This is a genomic window from Paenibacillus sp. J31R122 (assembly GCF_056269185.1).
The window spans coordinates 129,060-145,957 of record NZ_JBWDNM010000006.1; the positions used below are offsets into that span (position 1 = coordinate 129,060).

The following is a 16,898-nucleotide window of genomic DNA, read 5'->3' on the forward strand; positions in this document are numbered from 1 at the left end:
CATTCAAATGCGGAACTCGATTTTTTGTCCAAAGGTCGACATCCGCAAAGCGTTAGAGGAGTCGATCGATTTCGATATGCAATTGCTTTCCGTAGGGATGAGACAATTTTTTTGGAGGTGGTGCTTACGGATTGAAATGTCCGTTAATTATCGCAATAGACTTTGTACGATCATGTCTTACTAGGCCTGTTCGACATTGTACGAATTGTCTCTGAGTTAAGGACGTTAATCGGGACACTAATAGCGATATACAAAAAAACGCATCCACAGGTAGTCGTGATCGTCGGATTGAGGAGTGATTAGTATAATCTAGTGCGTTACGTTTTTTACTCAATTTTACGAGCTTTTTGAACAGACTCTTAAAATACTTAAAATATGGAGGTTTTCTGTAGTGAAAAGAATTTTATCCTTTACCCTCGTATTAACGATGATAATCGGTATGTTATCGAACACCGCAGTAAATGCAGATAATAACGTAGTCAAAATCGACAATGCCAACCCCCTTATGGCATCGATGAAATTCGACAATAATTTAAAGGACGATGCAAATCAAGAGAACTTGGAAGGGAAAGGTAATTGTAGTTATGTAGACGGTGTATTACCCGGGACCAAAGCTCTGCACGTAGAAAGCGGAGACGGCAATTATGTCGGTACGACGCATAGCTTGAATTTTGGTAATGACAGCTTTACCACATCCTTCTGGTATAAGGGCGACACTAACAATAAACAGGTAATATTATCAAACAAGGATTTTACTAAGAGCTCTAACGAAGGCTGGGCGATTTATACATCAGCCAATTCGGTCGAAATGAATTTAGGATTCCCGACCACATCAGTAAATTTTGGGCGCAACACGTTTGATGCTTCCGCTTGGCGTTACGTGACATTTGTTGTAGACAGAGATAAAATGCTCGGATCGTTGTATATTGATGGTTACAAAATGACTGAAACCTCGCTGGGGATCGGATCGTTAGATACATCGAACCCATTAAATATAGGCAGCGACGGATTGGGCAAACATGGCGGTAATTCATTCGATATCGCTGATCTGAATGTTTGGAAAGGCGCATTAAGCAGTGATGTAGTTCAAGCTAATTATAATAGTTACGGTGTAAATAAAGTAGATATGAGCGCACTTAACGACAAAATATCAGAAGCAAATACAATAATAGAAGGCGGTCTCGGCAACGGCTTCAGCCAAACCGATTTTGATTATTTGAAAAAGGTTTTGAATACGGCAACTACGGTTGCAACAACGCAAAAAGTAAAATTATATACACAGGAAACCATCAATTATTACGAACGTGAACTAAACAACGCCATATTCATCTATCAAAAAAGCAATAAAACATTAACTCCCGCCGGTTTAAATATGATTGTGGACAGCGACACGGAAATCAGTAGTAATCCCGCTGCAATCAAGCGCGTGGAAGAAGGTTTCAGAACAGAGCTGAAACTATTCCCACAGGCCGACGTACTCTTTATTCCTGGCGACGTTACCGGCGGTAACAATGCTAATGAATATGTGTGGATGCAGCACATGACAGACGTACACAATAAACTTAAAGATGAGGGTCTGTTTGACAATGCGAAGCTTTATATGGTAAGAGGCAACCATGATATGGGCGGCTCCCAAAATTTAATACCTGTCGGTTCGGCGGGCGCGTGGAACGAGTCAACGAAATCATATGATAACAATTTCTTTAACGATTCTTATAGGGTAAAGGTAAAAGGATATAATATTTTGGGTTTTGACGGAAATTATAACAACGACAATACGGTGAAAAAAACCAATGATTTCCTCGACCAAATTAAAAAAGAAGCGGATTACGATCCAACCAAACCCATATTTGTATCTTCTCACTACCCTATAAGCGGAACCGTGTGGTCAGAGAGATGGAGCAGCGCGGCAAGTAATAATGTAGGTAAATATATTGCCGACAATAACTTTTCGCAGGTGGTATATATGTCAGGCCATACGCAATATGACCCGACCGACGAACGTTCTCACTATCAAGGTGCGGCTACGTATCTCGACAGCGGTGCGAGTTCATATTCCAGTTATATTGATGACGGTCCGTACGGCGGATATATAGAAGGCGCGTATATCAATTATCATACCACACCTCGCATCGTGAATTTCATAGAGGTTTACGGTTCAAAAATGATCATCAAACAGTATAATTTAGCTACAGATGAATATGTAGGCATACCTTCTGTAAAAGTCGTTGGCGAAGGCAAAGAAGCCTTTACCTATAGCAGGAGCGATATAAGAGAACTCATAGCTCCGGAGTTTGTTGAGGGTATTAAGGTCGATTACTTGGACTTCGATAACAACGCAGTTGGTTTTACAATAAAGCAAGCAACTGACAATGTGCGCGTTTTGGAATATAATATTCAGCTTATCAACAAGTTAACTGGGAAAGTAGACAAATCGTTTAACAGCCTTTCGCTGCCGCTAGACAAACCATTCGATGAATACAGACAATATAAGGTTACAGGTTTGTCGCCGAATACACCATATATAATCAGGGTATTCGCCGACGATTCCATGTATAACCGTACGTCGCAGGACATTGACATTATGGCTCAAGATGTTAATTTAAACAGCATCGCTGCGCCTGCTGACGTAACAGAGGTGGCAATCGGAGCGGCGAAGACAGCGGACGCCCTTGGATTGCCAAAGACAGTATCCTTGGTTACCGATGATGCAATCAAAATGGATGCCAAGGTGACATGGAATGTAGAGGCTTCAAACTATGATCCCAATGTAAAGACTGAACAGACCTTCAATGTAAATGGAACTGTAACTTTGCCGACTATAGTAGCAAATCCCAATGACGTGCCTTTGACAACAAGCATTAGAGTAACTGTTAATAAGATCTCAGCGGGGACCGCCACAGCTACCGCTTCATCGTATTCCAATAACAATACTAATCCCAACAAAGTGTTCGATGGCATCATAGGGCAAACCGAATGGGCGTCCAAGGAAGAACTGAATCCATGGATCCAGCTGAATTGGACGACGAATCAAACGATCAGCAAGATTAGCTTCTATGATCGGCCCAACACAGTCGACTGGGCGCCTGGCGGAACGCTTACCTTCAGCGACGGAAGCACTTTGACGGTTTCAGGAATCCCGAATGACGGGAGCGCTTATTCTGTAACTTTCCCTAAAAAGACGGTGAAATGGGTCAAATTCCAGGTATCCGGAGGAAGCGGTTCTAATGTCGGTTTGTCGGAAATGGAAATTTCGAACTTGCTTCCGGCTGGGGAAAAGCTGAATCTCATGAGCATCACAGCGCCGGCCATTACAGGATTGGACTTCGGAACGGCAAAGACAGCAGCAGCTCTTGGATTGCCCGAAAATGCAGTGCTTGTAACCGATTTAGGAAATTTGAATGCCAGTGTAACTTGGGATTTAAGCAGCATTAACTACGATCCAACTACCATGACGGGACAGACCTTCACGGTACCAGGAACCGTAACTTTGCCAAATGGAGTGGAAAATCCCAATAACGTGCCTTTGACAACAAGCATTAGGGTAAGTGTTAATAAGATCCCTCAGTCTCAAATGACGGCAACGGCGACAAGCGAGGAAATGGGTAAAGATATTGCATCCATGGCGATTGACGGAAACCCACAAACGGTGTGGCATACAAAGTGGGATAAATCGGATGTTCTCCCTCAATCGATTACCTTAAAACTTGGAGGAACTTACCCAATCAATAAGGTCGCGTATTTACCAAGGCCATCAGGCAGTAACGGAAATATTACAGGATATAACATTTATGCGAGTACAGATGGAGTGACCTTTACTAAAGTTGCAAGCGGAACTTGGGAAAACGACAATACGGAGAAAGTAGTAACTTTTGATCCGACAGATGCATCATATGTCAAGCTCGAAGCAACGGCGGGTGTTAACGGCTGGGCAGCGGCTGCGGAGATTAATGTAACAACTAGTGAACAATTAGCATCAGCTACCACTACATTGACAGGTGTACAGCAAGTGGACTCTGATCAAGCATTCACTCTGACGATGGGATTGACCAGCGTAACACAAAGTGTATACCAGCGAATGTATGCCCAGGATTTGACTCTACATTATAATCCATTGAATGTGCAATTCGATTCGGTTACATCGCTGAAAGATGGATTCCAAGTCATTGCGCAAGAGGAGACAGCGCCGGGTCAAATTCGGATTATTGCTTCCAACGTGGAAGCGAACCAAGGGGTACTTGCCCAAGGTGATTTGTTGACTTTCAACTTTACAGCCAAATCTGCAACAGAGGCAACGACAATTTCAGTCGACAATGTCGTGATTGCCAATGCAGAGGGGAATGAGCTGCAGGTCAGCGGAGCCTCCCATGAAATACAAATAACTGTACCTAATATACCTGTAGATAAGTCGTTCTTGAACACAACGATCGCAAGCGCTCAGGCCAAGTACGATGCAGCAGTGGAAGGCAATGGGCACGGCCTGTATGTGAATGGATCCAAAGCGCAATTGCAGTCGGCAATCGCTGAGGCCAAAGCGACAGCAATCGATCCGAATGCCACTCAGCAGCAGGTGGATAGCGCGAAAGCTGCATTGGAAGCGGCAATTCAAGTGTTTGACACCAAGAAAATCAATGCGGATCTCAATGGGGATGGAAATATTTCTATTGGAGACTTGGCTATTGTTTCAGCGGCTTACGGCAAACAACAAGATCAGGCGGGCTGGAATGAGAAAGCGGATGTAAATAAAGACGGCAAGGTGGATATTGTAGACCTTGCAATCGCAGCTAAAGCAATCTTGCAATAAACAAACCCGCTTTCTTTAGCGAAATTTAGGATGGGCTGGGAATGAAAGGGGAGGGGAGATCTATTTTCTCCCCCTCCTCACTTACGACGAGTACAGAAAGGGCGAATTATCCAATGATAAAAAAACTACTTGCATTTAGTCTGGCGTTGCTTTTGACATTACTCGTATTTCCCCAAGTCGATACTCAGGCAAGCTCCGGCCCTAGCTTTTCACTGTCCATCTCGGATACGAGCATATCCGCAGGCGATGACTTCCAAGTGACGGTGAGCGGAAAGAAATTAAGTGACTTGTACGCATATGAAGTCAATTTAACCTATGATACCAGCCGTTTGGTATTTGTGGATAGCGTTAACAAAGGTAGCGGCTTTGCCGTGAATCCTATTGTGAACGGAAATAAGATTCAAATCGCGCATACACAAATAGGCAATGCTGCAGGCCAGAACGGGGATGTAACATTGGCTACGCTGACATTTCATGCGGCTAGTCAGGGAAAGGCAGATATTGTACTGGACAGCGTGAAGATGGTGAATTCGCAGATCGTGTCTACTGAAGTTTCAAGCAAAAGCAAAGTATCGGTGAATATAAAATCGTCGGGTCAAGTAACACCAAAGCCAACGCCAACACCAAAGCCTCCGAAACCCGCGGACGATGTATTCAAGAGTGACATTGTTAATGTAACAAAAATGGTTGATACGATTTCGTCCAAAGTAGCGGAAGCTAATAATTCTGATATAAAGGTCGAAATGGCTGACATTAAAGGACATTGGGGCGAAAAGACCATCAGTACGTTCATAAAATTGCACGTTATTGATGGGTATGGGGATGGAACGTTCCATCCTAACGGCAACATTACACGCGCCGAATTTGCTGCGATCATTTCTCGCGTATTCGATATCAACGAAGGCGGCAATCAGCCGGTAGTTCTGAACGATATTAACAGCCACTGGGCTAATGACGCCATTGAGAAACTTGCTAGTGCAGGAGTGATTACCGGATATGATGACGAGACGTTCAAGCCGAACAAAACGATTAACCGTGAAGAAATGGTCATTATTCTATCCCGTATTGTGGACTTAAGTAAAGTGGACAAAGATGCTTCCAAAGGCAACTTTGCGGATATAGCAAGCGCAAGCTCTTATGCAGCAAATCAAATCAAGGATGCGGCAAAAGCGGGTATCATCAGCGGCAAGGGCAATGGCTTATTTGATCCGAAGGGCAACTCCACACGCGCGGAGGCGCTTACGATCGTTCTGAACGCATTGAACCTTAACCCTCAAGTGAAAACACTCTTGGACAGCTTGAAATAAGTCGAGCAACATGTTCAAGTTGCAGAATGAACGTCCGAAACCGGATAAACTATATTGCAGATTGTATAACTAGCATTTCATGAAAAGAGGTTCCGCTATGAAGCAGCGTTCATTTCTGTCCTTGTTCATCATAATGATCTTATTATTTTTTGGGACCGCCACAACTTCATTTGCGCATTCCCTAAGTATGAATTACTCGGATTTAAACATTGAAGGGAACGAGATTCTCTATGATCTTTTTATTGATCAAAGAGACTTGATTCAACAATTCGGTACTGACTTGGATAATCTGGTGAACGAGGAACTGTTCTCGCAAAAAATCGAATCCATTCTACAGAAAGGTCTTCGCATAGATGTGGATTCGAAGCCCTTAACGATGGAATTTGATTCGATGAGCATGGCGAATAAGGGTACCGTAAGAGGCATAGAATTTCATCTGACGTTTACCGCCGATGAAGAAATCGAACAATTTAATCTTCATTACGATCTGGTGTTTGACGATGCGCCTCCTCTTACAAGTGTACTCATGATCCATGATGGGGAATATTTTCAGCAGGAAGTAATTAATAGTACGAATAAAGATTTTCTGATCAACCTTCCCAAAGACCCAGCACAGGACCTTCCCCAGCCTAAGCTTGGCGCTGTTTTGTGGAAATACTTTGTACTAGGAATCGAACACATTTTGATCGGTTTTGATCATTTGCTGTTTTTGTTATCCTTAGTATTAATCGCATCTCGCTTCAAGGATGCATTGAAAATTGTTACTGCTTTTACAATCGCCCACAGCATTACACTATTCTTGGTGGCGTCGGGGCGCATTCATGTCATCCCGTCTTGGGTCGAAGCGTTGATTGCGGTGACGATCTGTTACGTGGCCGTGGAAAATATATTTGTTAAAAAGGCGAAATGGCGGTGGGTAATGACAGCCATATTTGGCCTGATTCACGGTATGGGCTTCGCCGGGGCATTGGCTGAAATAGGACTTCCAAAGGACAATCTGATTGGGACGCTCCTGGCATTCAATTTAGGTGTAGAAACGGGCCAACTGATGGTATTATGCCTATTACTGCCCCTCTTGATTTGGCTGCAAAGGTTCCCGTGGTACCGTAAAATGATGATTACAACGTCTTGCCTTATTTTTGTGCTGGCATTTTATTGGTTGATTCAAAGATTGTAACCCGTGAACAGATGGGTACGATGATCGTACAGGTATCATTCTTCAACTTATCAGAAATATCTTCCAAGTCTGTAAAAATAGATGTTTGATAAAAACGGCGGAGGACGGCAGAGATGCCGTTTTTTTGTTTTATTCGTCCCTAGGCTCATAAAGAAAAAGCCTTTACACACAAGGAATTCCGAGTGTTTAAAGGTTTTCCCGAAAGATATCTCTATTTCGTTTTATTAACCTTCCGTTTTCAATGTGGATTGGTACTTCTTCGGCGTCATGCCCGTATACTTCTTGAAAACTTTAATAAAATGAGATTGATCATAAAAATTCAACCGTAATCCGATGGACGAAATCGTGCCATTGGTCATTTGAAGCAGTTTCTTGGCTTCTTCTACCCGCTGTTTCTGTATATAATTCATCAGTGTCATGCCAGTCTGTTCTTTGAATAAATTCATCAAGTAGCTGCTGTTCAGTCCAGTCAACTCCGCAAGCTTGTCGAATGTAATCTCTTGATATAAATGGTTGAAGATGTACTCGAAGCAAATTCTGATCGGTTTGGACATACTTTCTTTCCGACTCTGTTCAACCCGTTCCGTAAAGTCCAATAACGCACGTACTAACGCGGCCTCTACTGCTTTGACATCATTCAGTTCCTCGATTTGCTGAATATGCAGGTCACTGAGAGTAAAAGCCAGTTCTTCATATATTCCTCCATCTACAGCAGCCCTCATAGCAATCGCAACAGAGCAAATGGCTAAATTTTTGATATTGCGGAGTTGGCTCCGCTTAGATAAGATCCCCACGCCCTCGTTAGGAATGGCGATCCACTGTTTCATTAATTCACTTGTATTGCCGGTTCGAATCAATTCTAGTAACCGTTTTTCTATTTTCGAACTATGATTAGACACCGATAATTCCCGTTTGGTTAGAATTTCAATTTCTATATTGCTCTGAAACATGGCGGGCAGCACATATTGATAACTATATTGCAGCACATCCGTAATCTCCAAAGCCTCTTGATTGATCATCCAATGCGCAAGTACGCTGATATGGAGCAGACGAAGACGGCTCGCGACGGGAAGGCTATCCCAATATGCTTTCCAGTGCGGCAGATCGCGATAGGACATTTGATTATCGTTCATAAGGCCATTGATATGCTCATCCGTAGGTACTTGCTGGATTGAAGGACCGATTACAACGAATCCATGCCGTTCTCGACTACGTTTAACAGGCACTATGATAAACTCTTCCCAGGAATTCGCTGTGAGAATCACAGGGTGTTCCATCTCTTTCTCTATAAATGGACGGAATAGCTTTTCGAATTCCATATAAAAAGGCCTATGCTGATCACTGCTCCCCCAAATCGTTTCCACGGCATGTCCATCCTCGGTATAAAAGATCGGAAGTTGGATGCTTTCATATAGCAACTTACAGGAATAGGCTACATCAGGTTGATTGTGAACATTGACCACTATGGAATCCCCCTCTTACGTACAATTTTTCTAAGTATTATACCATAAAAGAAAGCGGTTCCATGAAATAATGTGAGCTGTACAGATTTTTTACATTCAAGGAGGTTATATCTAATGAAACGCGATATTCAAGCTCTAATTGCAGAGATGACATTGGAAGAAAAAGCTGGCATGTGCTCCGGTTTAGATTTTTGGCGGTTAAAAGGTGTGGAGCGCCTTGGCATTCCTAGCATTATGGTCACCGACGGCCCGCACGGACTGCGCAAGCAGCAGGGAGATACCGACCATTTGGGCGTATTCAAAAGCGTACCCGCAGTTTGTTTCCCGTCGGCAGCCGGCATGGCCAGTTCGTGGGACCGGGAGCTGATCGGCAAGGTGGGCGTAGCACTGGGTGAAGAGTGCCAGGCGGAAAACGTTGCCGTCCTGCTTGGACCAGGCGCCAATATCAAGCGCTCTCCGCTATGCGGGCGCAACTTCGAATATTTCTCGGAAGACCCTTACCTTTCTTCCGAAATGGCGACCAGCCATATTCAAGGTGTGCAGAGCCAAGGCGTTGGCACTTCGCTGAAACACTTTGCGGTGAACAACCAAGAGCATCGTCGTAATGGGGTCGATGCGATTGTTGATGAACGCACGCTGCGGGAAATTTATTTGGCGAGCTTCGAAGGTCCGGTGAGAAATGCCCAGCCATGGACGGTCATGAGTGCTTACAACAAAGTTAACGGAACGTTTGCTTCCGAGAACAAGTTCTTGCTTACCGATATGTTGAAGGAAGAATGGGGGCATGAAGGATTTGTCGTGACCGATTGGGGCGCCAACAATGACCGGGTAGACGGGCTGGCTGCCGGACAAGAGCTGGAGATGCCTTCAAGCGGCGGCGTGGGCGACCGTAAAATCGTGGAGGCGATCCAGAACGGCAAGTTGTCCGAACAGACACTTAATCGTGCTGTTGAACGAATTTTGCGCATCATTTTCATGAGCGTGGACAACAAAAAACCAAACGCCACGTACGATCGGGACGAGCATCATCGTCTGGCGCGCACCGTTGCCGGAGATACGATGGTACTGCTGAAGAACGACGAGAACCTGCTCCCGCTAGCAAAAGGCAAGAAGTTGGCGGTCATCGGTCCATTCGCGCAAAAACCGAGATACCAAGGCGGCGGCAGCTCGCATATCAATCCGACCCAGATCGACGTACCGATGGATGAAATCAAAAAGCTTGCAGGCGATTCTGCCTCGGTTGTGTACACGCAAGGCTTCCATTCGGACAGAGATGAACTGGACGCTGCTTTGATGGAGGAAGCGAAACAAGCAGCCGGCAAAGCGGATGCGGTAATCATTTTTGCGGGACTTCCCGACCGTTATGAATCCGAAGGCTTTGACCGCAAGCATCTGCGTATGCCTGCGAACCAGAACCAGCTGATCGAAGTGATCGCCACTGTGCAGAGCAACGTGGTCGTCGTACTCATGAGCGGTTCTCCGATTGAAATGCCTTGGGTCGGCCAAGTGAAATCGATTCTTGAAGCTTATTTGGGCGGTCAGGCAGCAGGAGGCGCGATCGCTGATTTATTGTTCGGCGAAGTGAATCCGAGCGGTAAGCTTGCCGAGACATTCCCGATGAAGATAAGCGACAATCCATCGTTCCTGTTCTTCCCGGGCGAAGGCAATCGCGTTGAGTACCGCGAAGGCATTTTTGTCGGCTACCGCTATTATGACGCCAAAGAAGTGAAGCCACTGTTCCCGTTCGGACACGGTCTGAGCTACACCGCATTTGAATATTCGAATCTTGTCATCGATCACAAAGCAATCAAAGATACGGAATCCGTAAACGTACAGGTAACGATACAAAATACGGGATCCCGTGCTGGTAAAGAAATTGCTCAGCTCTATGTCCGCGATGTGCAGAGTACGGTTATCCGCCCCGTCAAAGAATTGAAGGGCTTTGCTAAAGTAGAGCTTCAGCCGGGAGAGAAGAAGACCGTTACGATGACGCTGGATAAGCGCTCCTTCGCTTACTACAACGTAGATCTTAAGGATTGGCATGTGGAGTCCGGTGATTTTGAAATTTTAATTGGACGCTCGTGTGAAGATATTGTATTGAGCGATACGGTACATGTCGAGTCGACAGTCGCTTTGAAATTCAAAGTCGACCGAAACACATTGATTATCGACCTGTTAAACGATCCACAAAGAGCGCCTTTCGTGCAAGGCTTGCTTCAGAAGATGCAAGAGGGCATGGGGGCGATGTTCGAGGGTCTTGATGCCGAGGAAAGCTTGGGGGAAGGCACGGGTGAAATGTTCGCTCAGATGATGGATTATATGCCGCTGCGCACTCTGGCTATGATGAGTCAAGGTATGTTCACAGATGAAATGCTGAACGAAATTATTCAGCAATTGAACGATCTTTCATAAAAGACGGGGGCAAACATCGTGGAGACCGAAAATATCAAGTTTAAAGAGAAGCTTGGTTACGGCGTTGGCGACTTGGCAAGCAACTTTATTTGGACATCGGCAAGTGCGTTCCTGACTTTCTTCTACACCGACATTGCTGGGATTTCTGCTGCGGCAGTGGGAACATTGCTGCTCATCGCGCGCGTATTCGATGGCTTCATCGATATCGGCGTCGGCGCGATGATCGACAGAACGAACAGCAAACATGGAAAGGCTCGGCCTTGGCTGCTCTGGTTAGCTCTTCCGTTTGGTATATCGGGCTTGCTGTTGTTTACAGCTCCGAATCTTGGACCTGCAGGATCCCTAGTCTATGCTTATGTAACCTATTTGATCGTCAACATTATTTATTCGGGAATTAACGTTCCTTATGGCGTGCTGAACTCGATGATTACGCAAGATCCATATCAACGGTCGCTGCTTAACATCTTCCGGATGTTGTGTGCGATAATCGGATCAATAATCGTCATGACGGCTACGCTGCCATTGGTGGATGCATTCGGCGGTGGCAAAAATGGCTGGTTCACGACGTTTGTGATCTATAGTGCGATTGCTACGATTCTGTTCTTCATTACGTTCCGTTCGACGAAAGAGCGGGTGAAGCCGTCCGTCGTCCAGAAGTCGATTCCGCTGAAGCGGGGAATCAAAGCGTTGTTCCGCAACAAATATTGGTTGATGATGGTCATACTTATGACTGTGATGAATATGCTTAATGCCGTTGGTTCAGCAATCAATGTATTCTACGCCCAATACATTATGCATAACAAAGATTTAGTAGGCATTTTGGGCGTTACTGCGCTTATTCCGATTTTACTCGGATTATTCATGATCGCGCCGGTTATTAAAAGATACGGAAAACGCAATTCAGCGATTTTTGGAATCATCGTCACGTTTATTGGCGGCATGGTGTTGGTCTTTAATCCGACGAATCTAACCGTTATTATTATCTCGTCGGTAATTAAGTCCATCGGAGCCGTTCCGCTAGCGGCCACCGGATTTGCGATGCTGGCGGACACGATCGACTATGGCGAGTGGAAGACGGGTATGCGTACGGAAGGACTCGTCTATAGTGCGGGCAGCTTCGGAGCGAAGGCAGGCAGCGGATTAGGGGCGGCTTTAGTTGGATGGTCGCTGGCGCTAGGCGGTTATATTGGCGGTCAAGTGACGATAACTGCGGCTGCAAGCTCGGCCATTCAGTTTATGTTTATTTATTTGCCTCTCATTTTTAGCGTGCTGCTTCTTATTATTCTCTTGCCTTATAAGCTGGACAAGGAGTACCCGCAAATCATTGAGGATCTGAATAACGTAAGAAATGCGTAATCGATCCCTGAGGAGGAAGATGGAATGAAAGCAATTAAAATAATGATGTCTACCGATGGTTTTCAGGTTATATTGGCGAAACAGGTGAGTTCGGCAGCTGCTACGACCCAGTCCGAAATTCGCATTATTTGGGAGGAAAAGAATATAATTTCCGATGTGAAAAGCATTCTGGGACTGATGGCTATGGAAGCGAAAAAAGGAACGGTGCTCACCCTTACGTTTGACGGTCCAGACGAGGATCATGCGGCGGGAATTCTCTCATCCATATTTGAGGAATAAGATGTAATCGCTAGACGCATGAATACAGAATTAAATAATTGCATAGAAAGAGCAATTGCCTTTTGTGACCTTAATTAACACCTTTGCTATATACAATTTTTCTAAGAATTATACTATATAAGAAAACGATTGCATGGAATAATATGAACTGGACATGTTGATACCAATTTAATAATGATGTGAAGCGGAGGTATGAAAAGATGCAAAATGAAAACCCAATCGTAGTGGTTACCGGAGCCGGCAGCGGAATCGGACGCGCAAGTTGTATAAAGCTGGCGCAGAACGGAGCGAAAGTCGTTGCGGTCGATTTCAATCAAACAACCGGGGAAGAGACGCTCGCACTAATACGAGAACATGGTGGCGAAGGCTTCTTCGTGCAAGCCGACGTATCGAAGAACGAAGACGTCGAACGGTATGTTCATCTCGCCGTCGAAACATACGGACGCATTGACGCATTTCTCAACAACGCCGGCGTTCTACAAAAGTTTTCGATGCTGTCGGACATCAACGAAGCCGAATACGACCGTATCATGGACGTCAACGTGAAGGGTGTCTTTCTCGGCTTGAAGCATGTTCTCAAAGTTATGGAGAAACAAGGATACGGTTCGATCATCAATACAGCCTCTACGGCGGGCATTCGCCCCGAACATAGCCTAGCAGTATACTCCGCGAGCAAACATGCTGTGATAGGATTGACGAAGGCGGCGGCTTTGGAATACGTGAAAAAAGGTATACGCATCAATGCGATTTGTCCAGGTGGCGTCGATACGACATTGACGCAAGCCGTTCCTTTGATGATACAGGAGACCGGCTACGTGCCGGAGGAGTTCCCGAACATGCGAATGAATAGGTTTGCTGATCCATCAGAAATAGCAGAGATGGTGGTCTTCTTGGCTTCCAACAAATCCAGCTATATGACAGGTTCAGTTATTGTCGTAGACGGTGGTTTAACACTGTAAACGCGATTCATGTTGACAGGGTGTTCCAACCAAAGGAATACTCTTCGCATTTGTAATAACGCGGATTAACTCCGTCCTTAGGGGCGGAGTTTTTTGCGTTTATATCACGATTGGACGTGGTTTTCTGTTTATTCTGCTGGCGGTCGTTCTTGGTATGGATGGTCACTTAATACCGCTTAGTTTACTAATCGGCCTTTCAGATGTAATGCGAATACTCGCTAATAAACTCATTAGTATTAACAGAAGATTAAATCCCATCGTTACAATTAATCCGGATTGCATCGTCATTCCTGCAGACTGACTAACAACAAGGATGGCACCGCCTATACCGATAACCACACCCGGTGTGAAAGAATCCGCAAATTGCAGATTCGCTGATGTCTCGCCGGCCCCTTCTTCTCCTGTATGAGCAAATGCCACCGCTCCGCTCGTTGGATGTGATAGCCCCATTCCGATCCCCGCTATGATTTGCCCAATAACTGCTAAGGCAACCGTTACGGTTGGAATCCAAAACACGACTGCAAATCCTAGTGTAAGCAGCAGCACACCCAGAATAATTCTTCTGTTGCGCCCACGACCCTTGTCTGCCGAATCCCACCTTCCTTGAAGATAAGCAAAGAGACACCAGCTTAGTGCAGCACTGGCGACAATTAGTCCTGCATGAGCTGGATTAATGCCTTTTACATCTATTAGAGCTAATACTAAAAAATTTTGAGTGCTGACATATGCGGCGAAGAACAGTCCGCGTGTTGCTAGAATAGCTGGCATGCCTCTTCGGAATATAAGAGTTCCCTTTGGCAGCAGCTTTCGCAGTGGATATGACATTAATGCTAAGCCAGCAATACTTAGTATAATCCCTGTAATTTTCGGCAGCATGCCAAGACCAACCAAGAAAATCCCAGTACCAATTGTTAAAAATAAGGCCATCCAAGTAGCGGTAGCTCCATTCCCCTCTTGTGTATCCTGTACCTTTAATATCCTGAATGCCGGTAGGCTAAGTAGTGCTGACAGAACTAGAATCGGCAATATACCCCAGAAAACAAATCGCCAAGACCACTGTTCTGCAATCATACCGGCAACGTATGGACCAAGCATGGACGGAAGAACATAGGCTGTACCGAATGCTCCGAGTATCTTCGCACGTAATTCATCGGGATAGCTTAAGGATATGGCGGTGTACACGCAAGTCATCATAGCACCAGCACCAAGGCCCTGCATCGCTCGTGCCAAAATCATCACGAACATGTCGCTTGCAGTCGCGGCAACGATGAGTCCCACGATAAACAAAACAAGTGCGAAAGTAAACGGTGCTGCAGGTCCTCTTTTATCAATGATACGACCGACAACCAAGGTGCCAACAATTTGGGCAAGCAGATAAGTGCTAAATATCCATCCAAACAGATGAATGCCATCCAAATCGCCTGCGATGGAAGGGGCGATCGTAGTTACAGCTAAGCCTTCGAAACCTACTGCCATCACTGACAAAATAATTCCTATTGATAGTGCAAAATAACGCGGGCCGAAAATGCTTTGATTATGAGACAAAAGATATAACCTCCAACAAGTTTTTTATGTATACGCCATATCTGGATATTTAGTAGACATATTTATTTATAAAGTTTAAGGTACAGTTCAGTTTCGACTTTGTCAACATTTTTATCTAAAATGTATATAATATAAGTCAAACGAATAAGGATTCTTCTTTTTTTTGGATTATTCCGTTTGTTATTGCAACGTTAAACTCAAAACAAAAAAAATCGTGAGATTTGCAATCGTGTTGGTATGTCGGAAGTTAGTGAGCGGTTTCATTACATTTTCTTAAGTTGCAATTGATTTTGACCGTACAATACAACCTTAATATTGGAGGTAGAACGGCTAGCCAGTCAGTCCATATACGACAGGCTGACACGATTCCAATAAAGAGAAAGAACAGGTGATCATCCAATGAAACGACGAATGCTATTCGCGAGTCTTATTTTTGTCCTGCTGCTCTCGGCATGCTCGAACGCAGGAAACGGCGGGAATGACTCCGGCGCTAAGAACGGCAGCAGCAACAAAGGAAAAGGCGATTCCAAGCAGACGATTACAATCGCTTGGCAACCGAACGAATCAAGTGGGGACTTGCAGGAAACGCGCGACGCGATCAGCAAGATGATCGAGGAAGCGACGGGTAAGAAAGTGGAGCACTTCACCACGACGGATTATATTATTTCGATCGAAGCGCTGACCAACGGCAGCGCGGATATTGCCTACATGGGCGCGACCTCGTACGTCGAAGCCAAGAAGAAGAACGACAATCTGGCTCCGCTCGTCGTGAACTCCGGCGAATCGGGTACGCTGGACGATGCCAGCTACTATGGCTGGTTTGCGGTGAGACAGGAAGACGAGGCGCAGTACAAGGAACAGGATGCGTATTCGATTGCTAATATCGCTGGCAAACGGTTCTCGTTTGTCTCCAACAGCTCGACCTCGGGCTTCAAAGTGCCTTCGAATGCCATTGTCTCGCATTTCTCCAAGCAGGACGCCTATAAAGACTTGACGGTCGAAGACCTGATGGAAGGCGGAAGCGGCCAGTTCTTCAGCGATGTCGTATATGGCGGCTCTCATCAAGGGTCCGCAGTCAATCTGCTGACGAAGAAAGCGGATATCGCGGCTTTCTGTGATACATGCGTCGGCAACTATGTCGAGCTGGCCGAGGGCGAGGCGAATCGTCCAGGCGCATTGTACAAGGTGAAAGAGAACGCGGAGCAGCCTTTCGATAAGCTGCCTGGCGAGCAATTCCGTCTGATCTCTGTCACGCCTGTACTGAATGGTCCGTTCGTGGCCAACCGCGACACGATTTCGGATGAAGATTTCAAAGCGATCGTAGATATCATGACATCGGAAGCAACAGCGAACAACGAAAGTGTGTTCCTGCCGGAGGATTCCGAGAAATCCGGACTGTTCTGGAAGTCGGGGGATGCGAAGTTCCTTCCGGTCGACGATGCCTGGTATAACCCGATTCGGGAGTTGTCTAACTGATTGCATTGCCCTTTATGTAACTGGGCGGCGCGACATGTCGATTCGGCCTTTGGGATTGGACTTATCCAGAAATAATCATACAGTTTGATTTAAGACCCTGTACAGGTTCAATTTGTACAG

Annotated in this window: 10 protein-coding genes; 8 read left to right on the forward strand and 2 right to left on the reverse strand. The window is 45.4% G+C overall.

Features of this window, described 5'->3' with window-relative positions; translation table 11 throughout:
* Nucleotides 1–391 precede the first annotated feature (391 nt).
* The 3 genes from AC0YN7_RS12020 to AC0YN7_RS12030 all read left to right on the forward strand — a co-directional run bounded on the left by AC0YN7_RS12020 (nucleotide 392) and on the right by AC0YN7_RS12030 (nucleotide 7,288).
* On the forward strand, nucleotides 392–4,804 hold the full coding sequence (locus AC0YN7_RS12020) for a DUF7402 domain-containing protein (protein ID WP_475810237.1): 4,413 nt from the start codon (nucleotides 392–394) through the stop codon (nucleotides 4,802–4,804).
* 113 nt (nucleotides 4,805–4,917) lie between these two features.
* Nucleotides 4,918–6,111 (forward strand): S-layer homology domain-containing protein, encoded by a 1,194-nt coding sequence (locus AC0YN7_RS12025; protein WP_475810238.1) that lies wholly within the window; start codon nucleotides 4,918–4,920, stop codon nucleotides 6,109–6,111.
* A gap of 97 nt (nucleotides 6,112–6,208) precedes the next feature.
* The gene (locus tag AC0YN7_RS12030) at nucleotides 6,209–7,288 is read left to right on the forward strand and encodes a HupE/UreJ family protein (RefSeq protein WP_475810239.1); all 1,080 of its coding nucleotides are present in this window, start codon (nucleotides 6,209–6,211) and stop codon (nucleotides 7,286–7,288) included.
* Nucleotides 7,289–7,512: 224 nt separating this feature from the next.
* Here AC0YN7_RS12030 and AC0YN7_RS12035 read toward each other — a convergent pair whose 3' ends face one another.
* On the reverse strand, nucleotides 7,513–8,751 hold the full coding sequence (locus AC0YN7_RS12035) for a helix-turn-helix domain-containing protein (RefSeq protein WP_475810240.1): 1,239 nt from the start codon (nucleotides 8,749–8,751) through the stop codon (nucleotides 7,513–7,515).
* Nucleotides 8,752–8,865: 114 nt separating this feature from the next.
* Between AC0YN7_RS12035 and AC0YN7_RS12040 the strand changes: the two genes are divergently transcribed.
* The 4 genes from AC0YN7_RS12040 (at nucleotide 8,866) to AC0YN7_RS12055 (ending at nucleotide 13,757) form a co-directional block, all read left to right on the forward strand.
* Nucleotides 8,866–11,163, forward strand: a complete 2,298-nt coding sequence (locus AC0YN7_RS12040) for a beta-glucosidase (RefSeq protein WP_475810241.1) — start codon at nucleotides 8,866–8,868, stop codon at nucleotides 11,161–11,163.
* 18 nt (nucleotides 11,164–11,181) lie between these two features.
* Nucleotides 11,182–12,519, forward strand: a complete 1,338-nt coding sequence (locus AC0YN7_RS12045) for an MFS transporter (protein ID WP_475810242.1) — start codon at nucleotides 11,182–11,184, stop codon at nucleotides 12,517–12,519.
* 24 nt (nucleotides 12,520–12,543) lie between these two features.
* Nucleotides 12,544–12,798 carry an HPr family phosphocarrier protein gene (locus AC0YN7_RS12050; RefSeq protein ID WP_475810243.1) on the forward strand — a complete coding sequence of 85 codons (255 nt, stop codon included), beginning with the start codon at nucleotides 12,544–12,546 and terminating at the stop codon, nucleotides 12,796–12,798.
* A 200-nt stretch (nucleotides 12,799–12,998) separates the two neighbouring features.
* Nucleotides 12,999–13,757: an SDR family NAD(P)-dependent oxidoreductase gene (locus AC0YN7_RS12055; protein ID WP_475810244.1), complete on the forward strand. Its 759-nt coding sequence runs from the start codon at nucleotides 12,999–13,001 to the stop codon at nucleotides 13,755–13,757.
* Between the two features lie 162 nt (nucleotides 13,758–13,919).
* Here the strand turns inward: AC0YN7_RS12055 and AC0YN7_RS12060 are convergent, their stop codons facing one another.
* Entirely contained in the window at nucleotides 13,920–15,302 is a 1,383-nt protein-coding gene (locus tag AC0YN7_RS12060; protein WP_475810245.1) for an MFS transporter, read from the reverse strand.
* Nucleotides 15,303–15,701: 399 nt separating this feature from the next.
* On the opposite strand from AC0YN7_RS12060, the gene AC0YN7_RS12065 reads away from it, so the two are divergent.
* On the forward strand, nucleotides 15,702–16,778 hold the full coding sequence (locus AC0YN7_RS12065) for a phosphate/phosphite/phosphonate ABC transporter substrate-binding protein (protein ID WP_475810246.1): 1,077 nt from the start codon (nucleotides 15,702–15,704) through the stop codon (nucleotides 16,776–16,778).
* The last annotated feature ends 120 nt before the right edge of the window (nucleotides 16,779–16,898 follow it).